The organism is Sediminicoccus rosea, assembly GCF_033547095.1.
GTDB classification, from domain to species: domain Bacteria; phylum Pseudomonadota; class Alphaproteobacteria; order Acetobacterales; family Acetobacteraceae; genus Roseococcus; species Roseococcus rosea.
The window spans coordinates 1645651-1666782 of sequence record NZ_CP137852.1 but is presented as its reverse complement, the minus strand read 5'-3'; the positions used below and the strand labels follow the sequence as shown (position 1 = coordinate 1666782).

Here is a 21132-nt window from a genome sequence, read left to right as displayed (position 1 = left end):
ATTACAGCACCTCCGGCGCCAGCGAGATGATCTTCATGAACTTGCGCGCGCGCAGCTCACGAACGACCGGCCCAAAGATGCGGGTGCCGATCGGCTCGTTCGACTTGTTGATCAGCACGGCCGCGTTGCGGTCGAAGCGGATCGCCGAGCCGTCCGGGCGGCGAACGGGATAGGAGGTGCGCACGATGACCGCGCGCTCGACCGAGCCCTTCTTCACCTTGCCGCGGGGAATGGCTTCCTGCACGGCCACCACGATGATGTCGCCCACCGAGGCCGTGCGGCGCTTGGAGCCGCCCAGGACCTTGATGCACTGCACCCGGCGCGCGCCGCTGTTGTCAGCGACGTCGAGGTTGGATTCAACCGAGATCATGCCGCGGCTCCTTCAGAGATGGGCGCGCCGTTGCGGGCGACGACCATCCAGGTCTTGCGCTTGCTGATCGGCGGGCACTCCTCGATCGAGACGAGGTCACCCTCCTTGCAGAGGTTGGTTTCGTCATGCGCCGCATACTTCTTCGAGCGGCGAATGAACTTCTTGTAGAGCGGATGCATCACGCGACGTTCGACCAAGACGGTGATCGTCTTGTCCATCTTGTCGCTGACAACCCGCCCGGTGAGGACTCGCTTCGGCATGGCCGGGGTCTCCTCTCAGGCTTTGACGGCCGCGCGCGTACGCTCGGCCAGGACGGTTTTCACACGGGCGATATCACGACGAACCGCCTTGATGCGGCCCGTCGCTTCCAGCTGCCCGGTGGCACGCTGGAAACGCAGGTTGAACTGCTCCTTCCGAAGGTCGAGCAGCAGGCCGCCCAACTCATCTTCCGTCTTGGTACGGATGTCCACGATCTTGGTCATGACCTCAGGCCTCCGTCGCGCCGAGACGCGCGACAATCTTCGTGCGGATCGGCAGCTTCGCCGCGCCGAGGGACAGCGCCTCGCGCGCCGTGTCCACGGGGACGCCGTCGATCTCGAACATGATCCGGCCCGGCTTGACGCGGGACACCCAGTATTCCGGTGCGCCCTTGCCCGAACCCATGCGGACTTCCGCGGGCTTCGAAGAAACGGGCACGTCCGGGAAGATGCGGATCCACACGCGGCCCTGGCGCTTCATGGCGCGGGTGATCGCGCGGCGGGCCGCCTCGATCTGCCGCGCCGTCACGCGCTCAGGCTCCAGTGCCTTCAGCCCGTAGCCGCCGAAGGACAGCGTGAAGCCGCCCTTGGCCACGCCTTTGATGCGGCCCTTGTGGGCCTTCCGATACTTGGTTCGCTTCGGCTGCAACATGTCAGTTCACCTGTGTTACCGCTGGGGCGCTTGTTCTTGCGCGCGCTTGTCCTGCGCGCTCGGATCATGGGCCATGATCTCGCCCTTGAAGATCCAGACCTTCACACCGCAGGTGCCATAGGTGGTCTTCGCCGTGGCGACGCCATAGTCGATGTCGGCGCGCAGCGTGTGCAGCGGCACGCGACCTTCGCGGTACCACTCCATGCGCGCGATCTCGGCGCCGCCGAGACGGCCGGAGCAGTTGATCCGGATGCCCAGGGCGCCCAGGCGCATGGCGGACTGCACGGCGCGCTTCATGGCGCGGCGGAAGGCCACGCGGCGCTCCAGCTGCTGCGCGATGCTCTCAGCCACCAGGACGCTGTCAAGCTCCGGCTTGCGGATCTCGAGGATGTTCAGCGACACCTCGGCGCCCGCCTTGACCGACAGGTCCTTGCGGAGCGTGTCGATGTCAGCGCCCTTCTTGCCGATGACGACGCCAGGCCGCGCGGCGTGGATCGTCACGCGCGGCTTCTTGGCCGGGCGCTCGATCACCACCTTCGACACGCCGGCGGACTTCAGCTTGTCCTTCAGCGTCTCGCGCAGCTTCAGGTCGTCATGCAGCAGGCGCGCATAGTCGCGGCCGGCATACCAGCGGCTGTCCCAGGTGCGGTTGATGCCGAGGCGAAGACCGATCGGATTGACTTTGTGACCCATGTTAAGCTGCCTTCGCTTCGCTCGACGCCGCCGGCGCCTGCTGTTCCGCGACCACGATCTTCAGGTGGCTGAACCACTTCTCGATGCGGGACGACTTGCCACGGCCGCGCGCGGCGAAGCGCTTCATCACGATCGAGCGGCCCACCTCGGCGCGGGTCACCACGAGGCGATCCACGTCCAGCTGGTGGTTGTTTTCCGCATTGGCGATCGCGCTCTCGAGCGTCTTCTTCACCGTCTGCGCGATGCGGCGCTTGCTGAAGGTCAGCGTCGCGACGGCGTCCTGCGCCTTCGCACCGCGGATCATCGCCGCAACCAGGTTGAGCTTCAGCGGGCTCACGCGGATGTTGTGCGTGATGGCCTGCGCCTCGGTGTCCGCGAGACCGCGGGGGTGTTTCGGCTTGCTCATGGCTTAGCCCCGCTTCGCCTTCTTGTCGGCCGAGTGACCCCCGAAGGTCCGCGTCGGCGAGAATTCGCCGAGCTTGTGGCCAACCATGTTTTCCGAGACCTGCACCGGCAGGAACTTCTTGCCGTTGTAGACCCCGAAGGTGAGGCCCACGAACTGCGGCAGGATCGTGCTCCGGCGCGACCAGGTCTTGATCAGCTCATTGCGGGTGGAGCCGCGAGCGGCCTCCGCCTTGGTGAGCAGGTAGCCGTCCACGAACGGCCCTTTCCATACACTGCGCGGCATCGCGATCAGCCCTTCGTCGCGTTGCGGCGGCGCACGATTTGGCGATCCGTCCGCTTGTTGTTGCGCGTCTTCGCACCCTTGGTCGGCTTGCCCCACGGCGTCACCGGATGGCGACCACCGGAGGTCCGGCCTTCACCACCACCATGCGGGTGGTCTACGGGGTTCATGGTCACGCCGCGGTTATGCGGCTTGCGACCCAGCCAGCGGCTGCGACCCGCCTTGCCCAGATCCTGGTTGCTGTTGTCCGGGTTGGACACAGCACCGATGCTGGCCAGGCACTCGCTGCGCACGGTGCGCAGCTCGCCTGACATCAGCTTCACCTGCGCAAGGCCGGCATCCTTGCCGACCAGCTGCGCGAAGGTGCCGGCCGACCGCGCGACCTTGGCGCCAGCGCCCGGCTTCAGCTCGATATTGTGGATCACCGTGCCGACCGGGATCGCACCCAGCGGCATGGCGTTGCCCGGCTTGATGTCGGCCTTGTCGGAGGCGACCACCGTGTCGCCCACCTTCAGGCGCTGCGGCGCCAGGATGTAGGCGATCTCGTTGTTCGCGTACTTCACCAGCGCGATGAACGCCGTGCGGTTCGGGTCGTACTCGATCCGCTCCACGGTCGCCGGGATGCCCCAGTTCGCGCGGCGCTTGAAGTCCACGATGCGGTAGGACTGCTTGTGGCCACCCCCACGGAACCGCACGGTGATGCGGCCGTGGTTGTTGCGGCCGCCGGAGTGGCTCTTGCCCTCCGTCAGCCCCTTCACGGGCTTGCCCTTCCACAGGCCGGACCGGTCGATGAGGACCGTGCCGCGGAGGCTCGGCGTCGTCGGGTTGAAGTTCTTGAGCGACATGGCTTAGCTGAGCCCCGTGGTCAGATCGATGCTCTGGCCGTCGGCCAGGCGCACCATCGCCTTTTTCCAATCCGAGCGCTGGCCGGGACGACCCTTGAAGCGCTTGGCCTTGCCCTTCATCACCAGCGTGTTCACGGCGAGCACGTTCACGCCGAAGAGACCCTCGACCGCCTGCTTGATCTCAGGCTTCGAGGCATCCATGGCGACGCGGAAGGCATACTGGCCCTTCTCGCTCATCACCGTGGCCTTCTCGGTCACGAGCGGCGAGAGGATGCACTGATACATCCGCTCGGCACTGATCTTCGGCGCAGCCTTCGGCTTGCTGACGGAAGCACTCATGCGAGGCGCTCCTTCAGGGCTTCGACGCCGGCGCGGGTGACCACGAGAACGTCATGGTTGAGGATGTCGTACACATTCGCGCCCGCCGTCGGCAGCGCGTCCATGCCCGGGATGTTGCGCAGCACGCGCAGGAAGTGATCGTTCACCTCCGCGTCGATGACGAGCGCCTTGGTCCAGCCGAGCGCCTTGACCTGCTTGGCCATGGTGCTGGTCTTGGCAGCCTGGTCGGCCGTCGCGGCCTCGAGCACCACGAGCTTGCCGTCCTTGGCCTTCTGGCTCAGGGCGGAAATCAGGCCGAGGCGACGGACCTTCTTGTTCAGGCTGTAGCCATGGTCGCGCACGACGGGGCCGTGCACGATGCCGCCCTTGCGGAACTGCGGCGCACGAAGCGAGCCCTGGCGGGCCGAACCCGTGCCCTTCTGGCGATAGGGCTTCTTGGTCGTGCCCGAAACCTCGCCCATGCCCTTCACCTTGTGGGTGCCGGCGCGGCGCTTGGCCAGCTGCCAGTGAACCACGCGGGCCATGATGTCGGCACGCGGGGCGGCGGCGAAGATCTCGTCCGGCAGCTCGGCCTGGCCGGCCGGCGCGTTGTCCAGAGTGATGACGGAAACTTGCATGGACCTGACCTCAGACCGTCGCCGTGGGGAAGGGCGCATCGGCAGGGCGCGCACGCTTCACGGCGTCACGCACCAGCACATAGCCACCGGCGGAACCCGGAACGGCGCCCTTGATGAGCAGCAGGCCGCGCTCCGCATCGTGACCGGCGATCACGAGGTTCTGCGTGGTGATGCGCTCAACGCCGAGATGGCCCGCCATCTTCTTGTTCTTGAAGGTCTTGCCCGGATCCTGGCGATTGCCGGTGGAGCCGTGCGAGCGGTGGCTGATGGACACGCCGTGCGACGCCTCGAGGCCCGAGAAGTTCCAGCGCTTCATCGCGCCAGCGAACCCCTTGCCCTTCGACGTGCCCGTGACATCGACCTTCTGGCCGGCCACGAAATGCGCGACCGTCAGCGCCGTGCCGGGCTCGACCAGGGCGGCCGGGTCCACGCGGAACTCCGTCACCTTCAGCGGCGCCTCGACGCCGGCCTTCGCGAAGTGGCCGCGATTGGCCTTGGAGACATTCTTGGCCTTCGCCTTGCCGATGCCGACCTGGAGGGCGGTGTAGCCATCCTTCTCGGCCGTGCGCTGCGCCACGACGCGCACGGCGTCGAGGTGGAGCACGGTCACCGGCGTGGTGGTGCCATCATCATTGAAAAGGCGGGTCATGCCGAGCTTGCGCGCGATCAGCCCCGTCCGGACCTGGGTGGCCATGGTTCCGTCCTCAGATCTTGATCTCGACGTCCACGCCCGAGGCGAGGTCGAGCTTCATCAGCGCGTCCACGGTCTGCGGGGTGGGGTCGACGATGTCGAGAAGCCGGCGATGCGTCCGAATCTCGAACTGCTCGCGGCTCTTCTTGTCCACGTGGGGCGAGCGGTTCACCGTGAAGCGCTCGATCTGCGTCGGCAGCGGGATCGGACCCCGCACGCGCGCACCGGTCCGCTTCGCGGTCTGCACGATCTCCCGCGTGCTGCCATCCAGCACGCGGTGATCGAACGCCTTGAGGCGGATGCGGATATTTTGGCTGTCCATGGTGGGGCGCTCGCTTACTTCGCGATGCTGGCGACGACGCCGGCGCCGACGGTGCGGCCGCCCTCGCGGATCGCGAAGCGCAGGCCCTCATCCATCGCGATCGGCGCGATCAGCTCGACATCCATCGAGACGTTGTCGCCCGGCATCACCATCTCAACGCCTTCCGGCAGCTTCACGATGCCCGTCACGTCCGTCGTGCGGAAGTAGAACTGCGGACGGTAGTTCGTGAAGAACGGCGTGTGGCGGCCGCCCTCTTCCTTCGTCAGGATGTACGCCTCGGCCTTGAACTGCGTGTGCGGCGTGATCGAGCCGGGCTTGGCCAGAACCTGGCCGCGCTCCACATCCTCGCGCTTCGTGCCACGCAGCAGCGCGCCGATGTTGTCGCCCGCCTCGCCGCTGTCCAGCAGCTTGCGGAACATCTCGACGCCCGTCACCGTCGTCTTCACCGTGTCCTTCAGACCGATGATCTCGACTTCGTCACCCACCTTCACGATCCCGCGCTCCACGCGGCCCGTCACCACCGTGCCGCGACCCGAGATCGAGAACACGTCCTCGACCGGCATCAGGAACGGACGGTCAATCGCGCGCTCCGGCTGCGGAATGTAGCTGTCCACCGCTTCCATCAGCTTCAGGATCGCCTGCTCGCCGATCTCAGGCGTCTTGTCCTCGAGCGCGGCCACCGCCGAGCCCTTGATGATGGGGATGTCGTCGCCCGGGAACTGGTAGGAGGACAGCAGCTCGCGCAGCTCCATCTCCACCAGCTCGACCAGGTCGGGGTCCGCCAGGTCCATCTTGTTCAGGAACACCACCAGCGCCGGCACGCCCACCTGGCGCGCCAGCAGGATGTGCTCGCGCGTCTGCGGCATCGGGCCGTCAGCGGCCGAGCAAACCAGGATCGCGCCGTCCATCTGCGCCGCACCCGTGATCATGTTCTTCACGTAGTCCGCGTGGCCAGGGCAATCCACATGCGCGTAGTGACGGTTCGCCGTCTCGTACTCGACATGCGCCGTCGAGATCGTGATGCCTCGAGCCCGCTCCTCAGGCGCCTTGTCAATCTGGTCATACGCCGTGAACGACGCACCACCAGACTTCGCCAGCACCTTCGTGATCGCCGCCGTCAGAGACGTCTTGCCATGGTCCACATGGCCGATCGTCCCAATGTTGCAGTGCGGCTTGTTCCGCTCAAACTTCGCCTTGGCCATCGTCGTGCATCCAATCCGAGAAGGGTGTGTCAGCGCCCGCTCACGGGCGCCAAAAAGGAGTTGTGGGACCGCTTACCAGCGATAGTGGCTGAAGGCCTTGTTCGCCTCGGCCATGCGGTGCGTGTCCTCGCGCTTCTTGACCGCCGTGCCGCGGTTGTTCACCGCGTCCATCAGCTCGGCCGAAAGGCGCTCTTCCATCGTGCTCTCGCCGCGCTTGCGGGCGGCGTCGATCAGCCAGCGGATGGCCAGCGCCTGGCGCCGCTCGGGACGCACCTCGACGGGCACCTGGTAGGTCGCACCGCCGACGCGGCGCGAACGCACCTCGACGGCCGGCTTCACATTGTCCAGCGCCTCGTGGAACAGGCGAAGCGGGTCGGCATTCGCGCCACCCTTGCGCTTCAGCGTGTCCATGGCGGCATAGACGATGCCCTCGGCCGCGGACTTCTTGCCGTCGTACATGAGCACATTCATGAAGCGGCTCAGGACGACATCGCCGAACTTCGGGTCCGGCAGGACTTCGCGCTTCTCCGCGCGGTGACGACGTGACATCTCTCAGTTCCTCACTTCGGCCGCTTGGCGCCGTAGAGCGAGCGCCGCTTGCGCCGCTTCGGCAGGCCCTGCGTGTCGAGCACGCCGCGCAGGATGTGGTAGCGCACGCCCGGAAGGTCCTTCACGCGGCCGCCACGGATGAGCACCACCGAGTGCTCCTGCAGGTTGTGCCCCTCGCCAGGGATGTAGCTCACCACTTCGAAGCCATTGGTGAGGCGCACCTTCGCGACCTTACGAAGCGCCGAGTTCGGCTTCTTCGGCGTGGTCGTGTAGACGCGCGTGCACACGCCGCGCTTCTGCGGGCAGCCTTCGAGAGCCGGAACCTTGTTCTGGCTGCGGCGCGGCTCGCGCCCTTGCGCGATGAGCTGGTTGATCGTCGGCATGACGCCCCTTCGTAATCGTTTCTGCGACCCATTCACCAAACGACACGCGGCCCGACGGGCGCTTCTGCGCTCCGAACGGGCCACCGCGTCAACCCCGGGCCTGTCCTGCCAATTCGCGGCAGGGGCGACCGAAGCAAGGCGTTTGAACCAACATACCTGGACGCAACTTGCGAAACGTCCCGGCGAGATGCGCGTCTTAACCACCCCCCCGACCTGAGTCAAGCGACGCGGGGGCGATTCCCCCGTGCCAGGGCGCCCTTGGCCACGCGCGGGCCAAGGGTTTTCCGCATGCCGCTATTCGGCGGCCGCGGGGCTCGTATCCGGCTCGGCCAGCGCGGGCGTGGCGGGCAGGCGCCCGCTGTCCCGGCGCGCGGCCAACACCTTCAGTCGGTTCATCACGGAGCCCGTTCCCGCCGGGATCAGGCGGCCCACGATCACGTTCTCCTTCAGGCCGCCCAGGCTGTCCACCTTGCCGGCAGTCGCCGCCTCGGTGAGCACACGGGTCGTCTCCTGGAAGGAGGCCGCCGAGATGAAGCTCTGCGTCTGCAGCGAGGCCTTGGTGATGCCCTGCAGCACCGGCTCCGCCCGGGCCGGGCGCTCGCCCAGCTTCAGGCGCTTCTCGTTCTCCGCATCGAACTCGAAGCGGTCCACCTGCTCGCCGATCAGATAGGTCGTGTCGCCCGGCTCGAGGATCTCGACCTTCTGCAGCATCTGGCGAACGATCACCTCGATGTGCTTGTCGTTGATCTTCACGCCCTGCAGTCGGTAGACGTCCTGGATCTCGTTCACCAGGTAGTTGGCGAGCGCTTCCACACCCAACACGCGCAGGATGTCGTGCGGCACGCGGGGGCCGTCCACCAGCGGGTCGCCGGCCTTCACGTAGTCGCCTTCCTGCACCGAGACGTGCTTGCCCTTCGGCACCAGGTATTCGCGCTCGATCGGCGGCTCATCGCCCATCGGCTCGCTCTTCACGATCACGCGGCGCTTGGCCTTGTAGTCCTTGCCGAACTCCACGCGCCCGTCGATGTCGCTGATGATCGCGGCATCCTTCGGGCGGCGGGCCTCGAACAGCTCGGCCACGCGGGGCAGACCGCCGGTGATGTCACGCGTCTTCGACGATTCGCGCGGCATGCGGGCCACCACGTCGCCCGCTTCCACGGTCGCGCCATTGTCCACGCTCAGCACCGTGTCGGGGCTGAGGAAGTAGCGGGCCTCGGCGCCGTTCGGCAGCTTCATCACCTCGCCGCGGGCATCCTTCATCACGATGCGCGGGCGAAGATCGGCCGACTTGGCGGAGGCCTTGTAGTCCACCACCACCTTGGAGGTCAGGCCCGTCACGTCGTCCGTGCGCTCCACCAGCGTCACGCCCTCGATCAGGTCCTGGTATTCGACCTTGCCCTCGCGCTCGGTGATGATCGGCAGGGTGAAGGGGTCCCACTCGGCCAGCTTCTGGCCGCGCTCGACCTTCGTGCCGTCGGTCACCAGCATCTTCGCGCCATAGGGCACCCGGAAGCGCGCGCGCTCACGGCCATTGGCGTCGATCAGGCCCACCTCGCAGTTGCGGCTCATCACGATGGGCGCGCCCGAGGAGTTGGTCACCAGCGAGAGGTTGTGCAGCTTGGCCGTCGACTCGACCGTCGCCTCCACTGCCGACTGCTCGGCGCCACGCTGCGCCGCACCGCCGATGTGGAAGGTGCGCATGGTGAGCTGCGTGCCCGGCTCGCCGATGGACTGCGCGGCGATGACGCCCACCGCCTCGCCCATGTTCACCGGCGTGCCGCGCGCGAGATCACGCCCGTAGCACTTGCCGCAGACGCCCTGGAGCGAGTCGCAGGTCAGCACCGAGCGGATCTTCACCGCCTCGACGCCGGCCTTCTCGATGCGCTCAGCATCGGCTTCCTCGACCAGCATGTTCTTCGCGATGATGACCTCGCCCGTCGCCGGGTCCAGCACATCTTCCTGCGTGGTGCGGCCGAGGATCCGCTCGCTCAGCGAGGAGACCACGTCACCGCCATCCATGATGGCGCGCACGTTGAGGCCACGCTCGGTGCCGCAATCATCCTCCATGATGATGCAGTCCTGCGCCACGTCCACGAGACGGCGCGTCAGGTAGCCGGAGTTCGCCGTCTTCAGCGCGGTGTCGGCCAGGCCCTTGCGCGCGCCGTGGGTGGAGTTGAAGTACTCCAGCACGGTGAGGCCTTCCTTGAAGTTCGAGATGATCGGCTGCTCGATGATCTCGCCGGAGGGCTTCGCCATGAGTCCGCGCATGCCGGCCAGCTGGCGCATCTGCGCGGGCGATCCACGCGCGCCGGAGTGCGACATCATCCAGACGGAGTTGGTCGGCTTGCCGATTTCCTGCTTCTGGATCTCGGCCATCATGGCCTTCGCCACCTCGTCCGTGCAGCGCGACCAGGCGTCCACCACCTTGTTGTAGCGCTCGCCCGAGGTGATCAGGCCGTCCAGGTACTGCTGCTCGAACTCCTTCACCTCGGCCTTGGTGGAGGCGATGAAGCCCTCCTTCTCGGCCGGGATCATCATGTCGTTCTTGCCGAAGGAGATGCCAGCCTTCGCCGCGTGCTTGAAGCCGAGGCCCATCAGGCGGTCGGCGAAGATCACCGATTCCTTCTGGCCGCAATGGCGGTACACGGCGTCGATCACGTCCGAAATGGACTTCTTCGTCAGCAGGCGGTTGATCAGCGAGAAGGGCAGCTGCGGGTGCTTGGGCAGCAGCGCGCCCATCAGCATGCGGCCCGGCGTGGTCACCACGCGCTCGACGATCGGCTTGCCGTCCGGGTCCACCGTGGCGCGGCGGGTGCGGATCTTGGTGTGGATCGTCAGCGCCTTCACTTCGAGGGCGTGCTCGATCTCCCCGATGTCGCCGATCAGCGGCGCCTTGTCGTCCTCGGCCACGCGGAACTCGGGCGTGTCCAGGCTGAGATAATAGAGGCCGAGCACGATGTCCTGGCTCGGCACGATGATGGGCTTGCCGTTGGCGGGGCTGAGGATGTTGTTGGTGGACATCATCAGCACGCGCGCTTCCAGCTGTGCCTCAAGCGACAGCGGGACGTGCACGGCCATCTGGTCGCCGTCGAAGTCGGCGTTGAAGGCGGTGCAGACCAGCGGATGCAGCTGGATCGCCTTGCCCTCGACCAGCACGGGCTCGAAGGCCTGGATGCCCAGGCGGTGCAGCGTCGGCGCGCGGTTCAGCAGAACCGGGTGTTCGCGGATCACCTCCTCCAGGATGTCCCACACCTCGGGACGCTCCTTTTCCACCATGCGCTTGGCCTGCTTGATGGTGGAGGCGTGGCCGTACTTCTCGAGCTTCGAGTAGATGAAGGGCTTGAACAGCTCCAGCGCCATCTTCTTCGGCAGGCCGCACTGGTGCAGCTTCAGCTCCGGACCCACCACGATGACCGAACGGCCCGAGTAGTCCACGCGCTTGCCGAGCAGGTTCTGGCGGAAGCGGCCCTGCTTGCCCTTCAGCATGTCGGAGAGCGACTTGAGCGGGCGCTTGTTCGCACCCGTGATCGCACGGCCGCGACGGCCGTTGTCGAACAGCGCATCCACCGATTCCTGCAGCATGCGCTTCTCGTTGCGCACGATGATGTCCGGCGCGCGCAGCTCGATCAGGCGCTTCAGGCGGTTGTTGCGGTTGATGACGCGGCGATACAGGTCATTCAGGTCGGAGGTCGCGAAGCGGCCACCATCCAGCGGCACCAGCGGGCGCAGCTCGGGCGGGATCACCGGCACGACGTCGAGGATCATCCACTCCGGACGCGCGCCCGACTCCGAGAAGGCCTCGATCAGCTTCAGGCGCTTCACCAGCTTCTTGCGCTTGGCCTCGGAGGTCGTCTCCTTCAGCTCGGCGCGCAGACGCGTGGCGTCCTTGCCCATGTCCATCCCATGCAGGATTTCCTTGACGGCCTCGGCGCCGATGCCGACGCGGAAGGCGTCCTCGCCGAACTCATCCTGCTTGGTGACGAACTGGTCCTCGGTCAGCAGCTGGTGCAGCTTCAGGTCCGTCAGACCCGGCTCCAGCACCACATAGCTCTCGAAGTAGAGGACCTTCTCCAGCTCCTTCAGGCTCATATCGACCATGAGGCCGACGCGGCTCGGCAGGCTCTTCAGGAACCAGATGTGGGCCACGGGCGCGGCCAGCTCGATATGGCCCATGCGCTCGCGCCGGACCTTGGCAAGCGTCACTTCCACGCCGCACTTCTCGCAGACGATGCCGCGGAACTTCATCCGCTTGTACTTGCCGCACAGGCACTCGTAGTCCTTGATCGGGCCGAAGATGCGGGCGCAGAACAGGCCGTCCCGCTCCGGCTTGAAGGTGCGGTAGTTGATGGTCTCCGGCTTCTTGATCTCGCCATAGGACCAGGAGCGGATCTGCTCCGGCGACGCCATGGAGATCTTGATCTGGTCGAAGGTCATCGCCTGGCCCGTCTGGCCCAGGATCTTCATCAACTCGTTCATGCCGCCTCGCTCTCTTCCCGGTGCGCGCACCAGGCCTTGAAGGGGAATTTCGTCGCGGTGACCCCTGCCCCGGGGTCACCGTATTGGTCTGGCCAGCCCCGGATCAGGGGCCCCGGTTCTCCAGGTCCACATTCAGGCCGAGGCTCTTCAGCTCCTTGACCAGCACGTTGAAGCTCTCGGGGATGCCGGCCTCGAAGCTGTCCTGATCGCGGACGATCGCCTCGTAGACCTTGGTGCGGCCGGACACGTCGTCCGACTTCACCGTCAGCATCTCCTGCAGCGTATAGGCGGCGCCATAGGCTTCCAGCGCCCAGACCTCCATCTCGCCGAAGCGCTGGCCACCGAACTGCGCCTTGCCGCCCAGCGGCTGCTGCGTGACCAGCGAGTAGGGGCCGATCGAACGCGCGTGGATCTTGTCATCCACCAGGTGGTGCAGCTTGAGCATGTAGATGTAGCCCACCGTCACCTTGCGCTCGAAGAGCTCGCCCGTGCGGCCATCGATCAGCTGCATCTGGCCGGAGGTGTCGAGCCCCGCCTTGGTCAGCATGTTCTCGATGTCCGAGATGCGGGCACCGTCGAAGACGGGCGTCGCGATGGGGATGCCCTTCTTCAGGTTGTCCGCCAGCTCCATGAGCTGCTCTTCGCTCATGGGCAGGATGTCACGCTCGAAGATCTCGTCGCCGTAGACGTCCTTCAGCTTCTCCAGCAGTTCGTCGCGCACGGCGGAGGAGCGGCGGAAATCATCCACCAGCTGCCCCACCTCGCGGCCGATATTGGCGCAGGCCCAGCCGAGGTGCGTCTCGAGGATCTGGCCGATATTCATGCGCGAGGGCACGCCCAGCGGGTTCAGCACCAGATCCACCGAGGTGCCATCCTCCAGGAAGGGCATGTCCTCGATCGGCACGACGCGGGAGACCACGCCCTTGTTGCCGTGGCGGCCGGCCATCTTGTCGCCCGGCTGCAGCTTGCGCTTCACCGCGACGAAGACCTTGACCATCTTCATCACGCCGGGCGGCAGCTCGTCGCCGCGCTGCAGCTTCTCGACCTTGCTCTCGAAGCGCTTCTGCAGGCGCTCCACGGCGGCGTCGAACTCGCGCTTCAGCGCCTCGATCTCGACCATCGCCGCGTCATCCGTGACGGCGATCTGCCGCCAGGTGGACTTGGCGAACTGGTCCAGCACCTCATCGGTGATCGGCGTCCCCGCCTTCACACCCTTGAAGCCGCCCGAGGCCTTCTTGTTCAGCAGCCGCTCGCGCAGACGGCCATAGAAGGAGCGCTCCTGGATCGCGCGCTCATCGTCGCGGTCCTTGGCCAGGCGCTCGATCTCGGCGCGCTCGATCGCCATGGCGCGCTCATCCTTGTCCACGCCGCGGCGGGAGAAGACGCGCACATCGACGATGGTGCCCGAGACGCCCGGCGGCAGCTTCAGCGAGGTGTCGCGAACGTCCGACGCCTTCTCGCCGAAGATGGCGCGCAGCAGCTTCTCTTCCGGCGTCATCGGGCTCTCGCCCTTCGGCGTCACCTTGCCGACCAGGATGTCGCCCGGATGCACCTCGGCGCCGACATAGACGATGCCCGCCTCGTCGAGGTTGCGCAGCGCCTCCTCACCGACATTCGGGATGTCGCGGCTGATCTCCTCCTGGCCCAGCTTCGTGTCGCGCGCCATCACCTCGAATTCCTCGATGTGGATGGAGGTGAACACGTCATCGCGCGCGATGCGCTCGCTGATCAGGATGGAGTCTTCGAAGTTGTAGCCGTTCCAGGGCATGAAGGCGCAGAGCACGTTGCGGCCCAGCGCCAGCTCGCCCAGCTCCGTGGACGGGCCGTCGGCGATGATCTCGCCGGCCGTCACGCGGTCACCCACCTTCACCAGCGGGCGCTGGTTGATGCAGGTGCTCTGGTTGGAGCGCTGGAACTTCCGCAGGCGGTAGATGTCGACACCCGCCGTCTGCCCTTCGTCATTGGTCGCGCGCACGACGATGCGCGCGCCGTCGATCGAGTCCACGATGCCGTCGCGGCGCGCGGAGATCGCAGCACCCGAATCCTGCGCCACCGCGGCTTCCATGCCGGTGCCGACGAGCGGCGCATCGGCGCGGATCAGCGGCACCGCCTGGCGCTGCATGTTCGAGCCCATCAGCGCGCGGTTCGCGTCGTCATTCTCCAGGAAGGGAATGAGGGCCGCGGCGACCGAAACGAGCTGCTTCGGCGAGACGTCGATGGCGGTGACTTCGTTCGGCTTCACCAGGCGGAAATCGCCGCCCTGGCGGACGGAGACGAGGTCGCTCAGGAACTCGCCCGTGCCGGCATCCACATGCGCGTCGGCCTGGGCCACGACCAGCTTCTCCTCCTCCATGGCGGAGAGGTAGCGCGGCTCGCCGGTGATCTTGCCGTCCTTCACCAGGCGGTAGGGCGTCTCGATGAAGCCGTACTTGTTCACCCGCGCGAAGGTGGCGAGCGAGTTGATCAGGCCGATGTTCGGGCCTTCCGGCGTCTCGATCGGGCAGATGCGGCCGTAATGCGTCGGGTGCACGTCGCGCACCTCAAAGCCCGCGCGCTCGCGCGTCAGACCGCCTGGGCCAAGCGCCGAGAGGCGGCGCTTGTGCGTCACCTCGGAAAGCGGGTTGGTCTGGTCCATGAACTGCGACAGCTGCGAGGAGCCGAAGAACTCGCGCACGGCGGCAGCGGCCGGCTTCGCGTTGATCAGGTCATGCGGCATGACGGTGTCGATATCCACCGCGCCCATGCGCTCCTTGATCGCGCGGTCCATGCGCAGCAGGCCGACGCGGTACTGGTTCTCCATCAGCTCGCCGACCGAACGCACGCGGCGGTTGCCGAGATTGTCGATGTCGTCGATCGAGCCGCGGCCATCCTTCAGGTCCATCAGGACGCGCATGGTGGCGACGATGTCCTGCTTGCGCAGGGTGCGGAGATGGTCCGGCGCTTCCTCGAGCGAGAAGCCGAGGCGCATGTTCATCTTCACCCGACCCACGGCCGAGAGGTCATAGCGGTCGGCGTCGAAGAACAGGCCCTTGAACAGCGCCTCGGCCGTCTCCGGCGTCGGCGGCTCGCCCGGGCGCATCACCCGGTAGATGTCCATCAGCGCTTCGTCGCGGTTGGTGTTCTTGTCGACCGACAGCGTGTTGCGCATCCAGGGGCCGACCGTCTGGTCAACGGCCAGCGTGGGCAGCACGTCAATGCCGGCATCCTCGATGGCGGCGAGCTTGGCTTCGGTCAGCTCCTCGCCGGCCTCGGCCCAGATCTCGCCGGTCTCCATGTTCACGAGGTCCACGGCGACAAAGCGGCCCAGCAGGTCGGTGCGGCCGACCAGCACTTCGGTCGTGCCAGCCTCGACGATCTTGCGCGCCGCGCGCGGCGTCATCTTCACGTCCTTCTCGGCCACCACGGCGCCGGTCTTGGCGTCCACCAGCGGCTCGAGCAGCTTGATGCCGCGGAAGCTCTCGGGGTCGAAGGCGCGCGACCAGCCCTTGGGGCCGCGCCTGAACTCCACCTGGCCGTAGAAGGCCGCCAGGATCTCCTCCGCGTCCATGCCGCGGATCTCGGAGGGCTCCATCTCCAGGCCCTGGGCGGCGCGCTCGGCGCGCTTCGCCTCGGTCGCCTCGCTGTCGAGTGCCAGCAGCAGCGTGCTGGCCGGCAGCTTGCGCTTGCGGTCGATGCGGACATAGCAGATGTCCTTGGCGTCGAACTCGAAGTCGAGCCAGGAACCGCGATAGGGGATGACGCGCGCGGCGAACAGGTACTTGCCGCTGCTGTGCGTCTTGCCCTTGTCATGGTCGAAGAAGACGCCCGGGCTGCGGTGCATCTGGCTGACGATGACACGCTCGGTGCCGTTGATGATGAAGGTGCCGTTGTCCGTCATGAGCGGCATGTCGCCCATGTAGACATCCTGCTCCTTGATGTCGCGGACGGAGCGGGCGCCGGTGTCCTCGTCCAGGTCCCAGACGATCAGGCGCAGCTTCACCTTGAGCGGGGCGGCGAAGGTCAGGCCGCGCGCGATGCACTCTTCCACGTCATACTTCGGCTCCTCCAGCTCGTACTGGACGAACTCGAGTCGGCCGCGGCCCGCGAAATCATTGATCGGGAAGACGGACTTGAACACCTCCTGGAGGCCGGTGTTGGTCCGGCTGTCCGGATGCGTTTCCATTTGCAGGAAGAACGCATAGGAGGCACGCTGCACATCGATCAGGTTGGGCATGGGCGCAACCTCGGGCAGCCTGCCGAAGCTCTTGCGAATGCGCTTGCGTGCCGTGAACGACTTGCTGATAGCGTTCATGCCTGTCCCGCTTCCTTATCCTGGCGACTGGGCAATCCCAGCGCCGGCAAAATCATCCGCCAGCATTCCAGTGGCACCCTGCCCCTGAAACGGCGAGAGGGGCGGCAATCGGGCCCGATTGCCGCCCATCCCGACTTGGTATCAATCCGATCCGCGCCAGGGCCGAAGCCCCGGCGCGAACCGTGAAACGCGTACCGCGCGACCTTACTTGACCTCGACGGTCGCGCCGTTCTCTTCGAGAACCTTCTTGATCTTGTCCGCCTCGTCCTTGGAGACGTTCTCCTTGACGACCTTCGGCGCGCCCTCGACCAGGTCCTTGGCTTCCTTGAGGCCCAGGCCGGTGATGGTGCGGATCTCCTTGATCACGTTGATCTTCTTGTCGCCGGCGGCGGCAAGGGTCACCGTGAACTCGGTCTGCGCCTCGGCAGGAGCAGCGGCGGCGGCAGCCGGGCCGGCCACGGCGGCAACCGCCACCGGCGCGGCGGCGGAGACGCCCCACTTCTCTTCGAGCATCTTGGAGAGCTCGGCGGCCTCCAGGACGGTCAGCGCGGACAGCTCGTCAACGAGCTTTGCAAGATCGGCCATATTCGTGTTCCTTCTAACTAATGGCTTGACTGTGGCTTGACAACCCCACCGCGACATCGTGGCAGGGCCAGAATAGTGGAAAGCTGATCGGTCCCTCTGCAGACCCACCGCCGCTTGGCATCCCGCCGCCGGACCCTAGGTCCGCCGGCAGCCCGCCTCAGGCGGCTTCCTTGTCCGCATATGCCTTCAGCACCCGTGCCAGCTGCCCTGCGGGGGCTTGAACCACCCCGGCAATGCGCGTCGCGGGGGTCTGGATCAGACCCAGCAGCGATGCGCGCAGCGTGTCGAGCGAGGGAAGCTCGGCCAGCGCCTTCACGCCATCGGCGTTCAGGTTCTGGGTGCCAAGCGCCCCGCCCAGGATCACGAACTTGTCGTTCCCCTTGGCGAACTCCACGGCGGTCTTCGCCACGGCCACCGGGTCGGCCGACCACGCAAGCGCGGTCGGGCCCTTCAGCAGCGGCGAGATGCCCTGGAAACGGGTGCCGTCGAGGGCGCGACTGGCCAGCCGGTTCTTCGCAACCTTGTACGTTGCCCCGGCAGCCTTCATCTTCCGCCGCAGATCATCCACCGCCGCGACCGTGAGACCCTTGTTCTGGGCCACGAGCACGAACGACGTCTGCGCGAAGACTTCGGCCATCGAGTCAACGAAGGCGCGCTTTTCCGTACGATCCAACGTCACGTCTCCGTCGGTGGTCGGAGCCTTGTGGAAGGGCTTCGACCGGTTCACACGGGGGCAAGGGGACCATCCCCCTGCCCCGTTCGCCTGTCGTCGCCGGAAAGCCAAGCCATTCCGACCCGGGCCATGGCCCGGGCGGGAGAATCTCGGTTCCCCGTCTCATGCGGGCGGGCCTCGGCCCATTAAGCCTGACCGGGGTCAGGCGCCTGCAATCTCCGACAGGTGCGGCGGCGGGCCCGAAGGCCCACCCCCTGCGCGCCCCGGCCAAGGCCGGGGCGAATTCCATCAGCCGTTGAGGCTGGTCACATCCACGCTCACGCCGACGCCCATGGTGGACGAGACGGCGACCTTTTTCACGAAGGTGCCCTTCGCGCCGGTCGGGCGGGACTTTTGGATGGCGTCCACGAAGGCGCGGGCATTGGCCAGCAGGGCCTCCTCGCCGAAGCTCGCCTTGCCGATGCCGGCATGGATGATGCCGGCCTTCTCGGCGCGGAACTCCACCTGGCCGGCCTTGGCGGCGGTGACCGCGCCCTTCACGTCCATGGTCACGGTGCCGAGCTTCGGGTTCGGCATCAGGCCGCGCGGGCCCAGCACCTTACCGAGGCGACCCACCAGGGCCATCATGTCCGGCGTCGCGATGCAGCGGTCGAAGTCGATCTTGCCTTCCTGCACCAGGGCGGCGAGGTCATCGGCGCCCACCACGTCGGCGCCGGCGGCCTTGGCTTCCTCGGCCTTCGGGCCGCGGGCGAAGACGCCCACGCGGACCGTCTTGCCGGTGCCGTTCGGCAGGCCGACCACGCCACGGACCATCTGGTCGGCATGGCGGGGATCGATGCCGAGGTTCATCGAGATCTCGATGGTCTCGTCGAACTTGGCCTTGGCATTGGCCTTGGCCAGCGCGATCGCCTCGTTCAGCGGATAGGCCTTGTTCGGCGTAACGGTGGCCGCGAGGGCCTTCATGCGCTTGCTCATGTTCAGCCCTCCACCACGGTCATGCCCATGGAGCGGGCCGAGCCCGCCAGCATCCGCACCGCGCTCTCGACGTCGGTGCAATTCATGTCCTTCATCTTCACCTGGGCGATCTCGACCAGCTGCGACTTCGTGACGCGGCCCACCATGGCGCCCTTGCCCGGGGTGGTGCTGCCCTTCTCGATCTTGGCGGCGCGCTTCAGGAAGTAGGTGTTCGGCGGCGTCTTCGTGACGAAGGAGAAGCTGCGGTCGGTATATGCGGTGATGACCACGGGCGTCGGCGTGCCCGGCTCCATCTGTTGCGTCGCCGCGTTGAATTCCTTCACGAACTGCATGATGTTCAGGCCGCGCTGACCCAGCGCGGGGCCGATGGGCGGCGAGGGGTTCGCCTTGCCGGCGGGCACCTGCAGCTTGATGTAGCCGGCGATCTTCTTAGCCATGACAATCCAGTCCTCTCGATGTGGAGAGACCCGCGGTCCCACCGGCCTGGAGCCAAGTCACGCTCCCGACCTCCCGCGTTTCCCTGCGGCCGGGAAGCGCATGCCTCCCACCGGAAGCGCGGCGTGTAGAATGCCGGAGCCCGTCTGTCCACCCCGTTTCGGCGCTTTCCCGCAGGATCCGGCCGCATCTGCCATGCGGAAGATGCAGACCGGCCGCGGACCGTGATCCGCCATCACCGGATCACGGTCCAGCCCCGATAAGAGAATGACCGACCGCCCCGGCGTTTCCACCGCGGCGGGCCATGCCCTAGGCGGCGCGGATATCCCGCAGGAAGCCATCCACCTGGGCGCGAAGCCGCTCGGATTGCTGCGCCAGTTCGGCCGAGGCGCCCTGCACATCCCGGGCCGAGCCGCCGGTCCGCTCCGCCCCATCCATCATCCCCGCCGCGCCGCGCGATGCCTCCTCGGCGCCTTGCGCCGCCTCCGCCACGGCGCGCCCGATCTCCAGGGTCGCCGCGGCCTGCTGCTCGGAGGCGGCGGCCACCTGCGCCGTCGTCTCGTTCAGCTCCTCGATGGTGCGGCCGATGCCGGCGATCGCCTCCACCGTGCGCGTCGTCTCGGCCTGCATGGCGGCGATCTGCTGGCTGATCTGCTCGGTCGCCCGCGCCGTCTGGCCGGCCAGGCTCTTCACCTCGCTCGCCACCACGGCGAAGCCCTTGCCAGCATCCCCCGCGCGCGCCGCTTCGATCGTCGCGTTCAGCGCCAGCAGGTTGGTCTGCCCCGCAATGTCGCTGATCAGGCGCACGACATCACCGATCTTCGCCGCCGCCTCCGCCAGGCCGCGCACCGTATTGTCCGTCTCGCGCGCCGCCTCGGTGGCGCGCCCGGTGATGGAGGCGGTGTGCCGCACCTGGCGCGCCACCTCCGCGATGGAGCTGGCCAGCTCCTCGGAGGAGGCGGCGACCGTCTGGACATTGGCGCTGGTCTGGCCGGCCGAGGAAGCGACCGCCGTGGCCTGCCGCGTCCCCTCCCCCGCCGTCTCCGACAGGGCGACGGCAGTGGCGGAAAGCTCCGTCGCCGCGCTGGACACGGTGCTGAGCGCCTCGCTCGCCTGCGCCTCGAAGCCCTGCACCAGCTGATCCACGCGGGCGGTGCGCTCGGCCTGGGCGCGCGCCTCGGCCGCCGCGGCCTCGGCCAGGCGGTCCGCCTCCTTCAGCCCGTCCCGGCAGGTGTCGAGTGCCCGCGCCATGTGGCCGAGCTCGTCCTGGTCGGCCACTTCCTTCAGCTCGAAGGCGTAGTCCCGCCGCGAAAGCCGGTCCAGCGCCGCGGAGATGTTCATGACGCGGCCCGTGATGGTGCGCGCCGTCAGCACGGCGATGGCCACGCCCGCCGCGAAGATCCCGGCGAACACGATGACCAGCAAGGTGCGGCCCAGGCTGGCCGCGGCGGAGGCTCGGTCCGCCGCGGCGCCGGCCTCGCGGGCGTTGATCCGCACCAGTTCCTGCAGCCCCTGGAGGGCGCGGTCCACCGCCGCGCGCCCCTCGCCGAGAAGTGCAGTCGCGCGCGCGATGTCGCCCGCCGCCAGGGCCTCGCGCATCTGCCGGTGGCCGTTCAGATAGTCCTGCAGGCTGCGTTCGACGCCGGGGAAGATCCGGAATTCCTCGGGATGCGCCAGCAGCGGCCGGTAGGCCTCGAGACTCGCCCCGATCCGCGAAACCAGCGCGGGAAGCGTCTCCAGGACGCGCGCGCGGTCCGCGGCGTCGCTGCGCGTGAAGGCCGAGAGCTCCCCGCGCCGGAGATCCAGCACCGCGGTGTTGAGCCCGGCGACCGCCACCACCGAGGGCAGCCAGTTGGTCTGGATGTCCACCGCGCGATGATTCATGTCGCGCATCACATACAAGGCCACGCCCGCCAGCAGGGTGACCAGGAGGAGCAGGCCCCCCAGGCCGGCGCGCAGCTTGTTCGCGAGGGAGAGACGACGGAATGACATGCCGGGGCGGCTCCTGTTTCGGAAGGATGCGGAATCCCGGCGCTTCTACGCTCAAGAGCTTACCCGAGCCTTCACGGCCCAGCGCCGGCCCGCAGCTCCG

22 protein-coding genes are annotated in these 21132 nt (G+C 67.1%); all 22 read right to left on the bottom strand.

The window, feature by feature from the left end:
• Position 1 precedes the first annotated feature (1 nt).
• The 22 genes from rplN to R9Z33_RS07865 all read right to left on the bottom strand — a co-directional run bounded on the left by rplN (position 2) and on the right by R9Z33_RS07865 (position 21032).
• Entirely contained in the window at positions 2-370 is a 369-nt protein-coding gene (gene rplN, locus R9Z33_RS07970; RefSeq protein ID WP_213612960.1) for a 50S ribosomal protein L14, read from the bottom strand.
• On the bottom strand, positions 367-630 hold the full coding sequence (gene rpsQ, locus R9Z33_RS07965; protein WP_318650764.1) for a 30S ribosomal protein S17: 264 nt from the start codon (positions 628-630) through the stop codon (positions 367-369). The genes rplN and rpsQ overlap by 4 nt, the downstream gene beginning before the upstream one ends.
• Positions 631-645: 15 nt before the next feature.
• Positions 646-852 (bottom strand): 50S ribosomal protein L29, encoded by a 207-nt coding sequence (gene rpmC, locus R9Z33_RS07960; RefSeq protein WP_318650763.1) that lies wholly within the window; start codon positions 850-852, stop codon positions 646-648.
• A gap of 4 nt (positions 853-856) precedes the next feature.
• Positions 857-1279 (bottom strand): 50S ribosomal protein L16, encoded by a 423-nt coding sequence (rplP, locus tag R9Z33_RS07955; RefSeq protein ID WP_318650762.1) that lies wholly within the window; start codon positions 1277-1279, stop codon positions 857-859.
• Positions 1280-1294: 15 nt separating this feature from the next.
• The gene (rpsC, locus tag R9Z33_RS07950; RefSeq protein WP_213612956.1) at positions 1295-1972 is read right to left on the bottom strand and encodes a 30S ribosomal protein S3; all 678 of its coding nucleotides are present in this window, start codon (positions 1970-1972) and stop codon (positions 1295-1297) included.
• Between the two features lies 1 nt (position 1973).
• Positions 1974-2378: a 50S ribosomal protein L22 gene (gene rplV, locus R9Z33_RS07945; RefSeq protein ID WP_318650761.1), complete on the bottom strand. Its 405-nt coding sequence runs from the start codon at positions 2376-2378 to the stop codon at positions 1974-1976.
• Between the two features lie 3 nt (positions 2379-2381).
• Positions 2382-2660, bottom strand: coding sequence for a 30S ribosomal protein S19 (gene rpsS, locus R9Z33_RS07940; protein WP_318650760.1), 279 nt, complete (start codon positions 2658-2660; stop codon positions 2382-2384).
• A gap of 5 nt (positions 2661-2665) precedes the next feature.
• Positions 2666-3502, bottom strand: coding sequence for a 50S ribosomal protein L2 (gene rplB / locus R9Z33_RS07935; protein ID WP_318650759.1), 837 nt, complete (start codon positions 3500-3502; stop codon positions 2666-2668).
• 3 nt (positions 3503-3505) lie between these two features.
• Positions 3506-3802 carry a 50S ribosomal protein L23 gene (locus R9Z33_RS07930; RefSeq protein ID WP_318651624.1) on the bottom strand — a complete coding sequence of 99 codons (297 nt, stop codon included), beginning with the start codon at positions 3800-3802 and terminating at the stop codon, positions 3506-3508.
• Positions 3803-3837: 35 nt separating this feature from the next.
• The gene (gene rplD / locus R9Z33_RS07925; protein ID WP_318650758.1) at positions 3838-4458 is read right to left on the bottom strand and encodes a 50S ribosomal protein L4; all 621 of its coding nucleotides are present in this window, start codon (positions 4456-4458) and stop codon (positions 3838-3840) included.
• 10 nt (positions 4459-4468) lie between these two features.
• Positions 4469-5152, bottom strand: coding sequence for a 50S ribosomal protein L3 (rplC, locus tag R9Z33_RS07920; protein WP_318650757.1), 684 nt, complete (start codon positions 5150-5152; stop codon positions 4469-4471).
• A gap of 10 nt (positions 5153-5162) precedes the next feature.
• Complete coding sequence (rpsJ, locus tag R9Z33_RS07915) at positions 5163-5471, bottom strand: 30S ribosomal protein S10 (protein ID WP_131550998.1); 309 nt, start codon at positions 5469-5471, stop codon at positions 5163-5165.
• A gap of 14 nt (positions 5472-5485) precedes the next feature.
• Positions 5486-6673 carry an elongation factor Tu gene (tuf, locus tag R9Z33_RS07910; RefSeq protein ID WP_318650744.1) on the bottom strand — a complete coding sequence of 396 codons (1188 nt, stop codon included), beginning with the start codon at positions 6671-6673 and terminating at the stop codon, positions 5486-5488.
• A gap of 72 nt (positions 6674-6745) precedes the next feature.
• Positions 6746-7222: a 30S ribosomal protein S7 gene (gene rpsG, locus R9Z33_RS07905; protein WP_131546750.1), complete on the bottom strand. Its 477-nt coding sequence runs from the start codon at positions 7220-7222 to the stop codon at positions 6746-6748.
• An 11-nt stretch (positions 7223-7233) separates the two neighbouring features.
• Entirely contained in the window at positions 7234-7605 is a 372-nt protein-coding gene (gene rpsL / locus R9Z33_RS07900; protein WP_131546751.1) for a 30S ribosomal protein S12, read from the bottom strand.
• A 294-nt stretch (positions 7606-7899) separates the two neighbouring features.
• Complete coding sequence (gene rpoC / locus R9Z33_RS07895) at positions 7900-12081, bottom strand: DNA-directed RNA polymerase subunit beta' (RefSeq protein ID WP_318650756.1); 4182 nt, start codon at positions 12079-12081, stop codon at positions 7900-7902.
• A gap of 103 nt (positions 12082-12184) precedes the next feature.
• Positions 12185-16372, bottom strand: a complete 4188-nt coding sequence (gene rpoB, locus R9Z33_RS07890) for a DNA-directed RNA polymerase subunit beta (RefSeq protein ID WP_318650755.1) — start codon at positions 16370-16372, stop codon at positions 12185-12187.
• Positions 16373-16576: 204 nt separating this feature from the next.
• Positions 16577-16957, bottom strand: coding sequence for a 50S ribosomal protein L7/L12 (gene rplL / locus R9Z33_RS07885; RefSeq protein WP_318650754.1), 381 nt, complete (start codon positions 16955-16957; stop codon positions 16577-16579).
• 157 nt (positions 16958-17114) lie between these two features.
• Positions 17115-17630, bottom strand: coding sequence for a 50S ribosomal protein L10 (rplJ, locus tag R9Z33_RS07880; protein WP_318650753.1), 516 nt, complete (start codon positions 17628-17630; stop codon positions 17115-17117).
• A gap of 288 nt (positions 17631-17918) precedes the next feature.
• On the bottom strand, positions 17919-18605 hold the full coding sequence (gene rplA, locus R9Z33_RS07875; RefSeq protein WP_318650752.1) for a 50S ribosomal protein L1: 687 nt from the start codon (positions 18603-18605) through the stop codon (positions 17919-17921).
• Positions 18606-18607: 2 nt separating this feature from the next.
• Complete coding sequence (gene rplK / locus R9Z33_RS07870; protein WP_318650751.1) at positions 18608-19042, bottom strand: 50S ribosomal protein L11; 435 nt, start codon at positions 19040-19042, stop codon at positions 18608-18610.
• Between the two features lie 307 nt (positions 19043-19349).
• Positions 19350-21032, bottom strand: coding sequence for a HAMP domain-containing methyl-accepting chemotaxis protein (locus R9Z33_RS07865; protein WP_318650750.1), 1683 nt, complete (start codon positions 21030-21032; stop codon positions 19350-19352).
• Between the last annotated feature and the right edge of the window lie 100 nt (positions 21033-21132).

Coding starts and splice junctions, on each gene's coding strand:
- rpmC (WP_318650763.1), bottom strand. CDS start 852: ATGACCAAGATCGTGGACATCCGTACCAAGACGGAAGATGAGTTGGGC.
- rpsS (WP_318650760.1), bottom strand. CDS start 2,660: ATGCCGCGCAGTGTATGGAAAGGGCCGTTCGTGGACGGCTACCTGCTC.
- rpsG (WP_131546750.1), bottom strand. CDS start 7,222: ATGTCACGTCGTCACCGCGCGGAGAAGCGCGAAGTCCTGCCGGACCCG.
- rplC (WP_318650757.1), bottom strand. CDS start 5,152: ATGGCCACCCAGGTCCGGACGGGGCTGATCGCGCGCAAGCTCGGCATG.
- rplA (WP_318650752.1), bottom strand. CDS start 18,605: ATGAGCAAGCGCATGAAGGCCCTCGCGGCCACCGTTACGCCGAACAAG.
- R9Z33_RS07865 (WP_318650750.1), bottom strand. CDS start 21,032: ATGTCATTCCGTCGTCTCTCCCTCGCGAACAAGCTGCGCGCCGGCCTG.
- rpsL (WP_131546751.1), bottom strand. CDS start 7,605: ATGCCGACGATCAACCAGCTCATCGCGCAAGGGCGCGAGCCGCGCCGC.
- rplP (WP_318650762.1), bottom strand. CDS start 1,279: ATGTTGCAGCCGAAGCGAACCAAGTATCGGAAGGCCCACAAGGGCCGC.
- rpoC (WP_318650756.1), bottom strand. CDS start 12,081: ATGAACGAGTTGATGAAGATCCTGGGCCAGACGGGCCAGGCGATGACC.
- rplV (WP_318650761.1), bottom strand. CDS start 2,378: ATGAGCAAGCCGAAACACCCCCGCGGTCTCGCGGACACCGAGGCGCAG.
- rpsQ (WP_318650764.1), bottom strand. CDS start 630: ATGCCGAAGCGAGTCCTCACCGGGCGGGTTGTCAGCGACAAGATGGAC.
- rpsC (WP_213612956.1), bottom strand. CDS start 1,972: ATGGGTCACAAAGTCAATCCGATCGGTCTTCGCCTCGGCATCAACCGC.
- rplL (WP_318650754.1), bottom strand. CDS start 16,957: ATGGCCGATCTTGCAAAGCTCGTTGACGAGCTGTCCGCGCTGACCGTC.
- rpsJ (WP_131550998.1), bottom strand. CDS start 5,471: ATGGACAGCCAAAATATCCGCATCCGCCTCAAGGCGTTCGATCACCGC.
- rplD (WP_318650758.1), bottom strand. CDS start 4,458: ATGCAAGTTTCCGTCATCACTCTGGACAACGCGCCGGCCGGCCAGGCC.
- rplK (WP_318650751.1), bottom strand. CDS start 19,042: ATGGCTAAGAAGATCGCCGGCTACATCAAGCTGCAGGTGCCCGCCGGC.
- tuf (WP_318650744.1), bottom strand. CDS start 6,673: ATGGCCAAGGCGAAGTTTGAGCGGAACAAGCCGCACTGCAACATTGGG.
- rplN (WP_213612960.1), bottom strand. CDS start 370: ATGATCTCGGTTGAATCCAACCTCGACGTCGCTGACAACAGCGGCGCG.
- rplB (WP_318650759.1), bottom strand. CDS start 3,502: ATGTCGCTCAAGAACTTCAACCCGACGACGCCGAGCCTCCGCGGCACG.
- rpoB (WP_318650755.1), bottom strand. CDS start 16,372: ATGAACGCTATCAGCAAGTCGTTCACGGCACGCAAGCGCATTCGCAAG.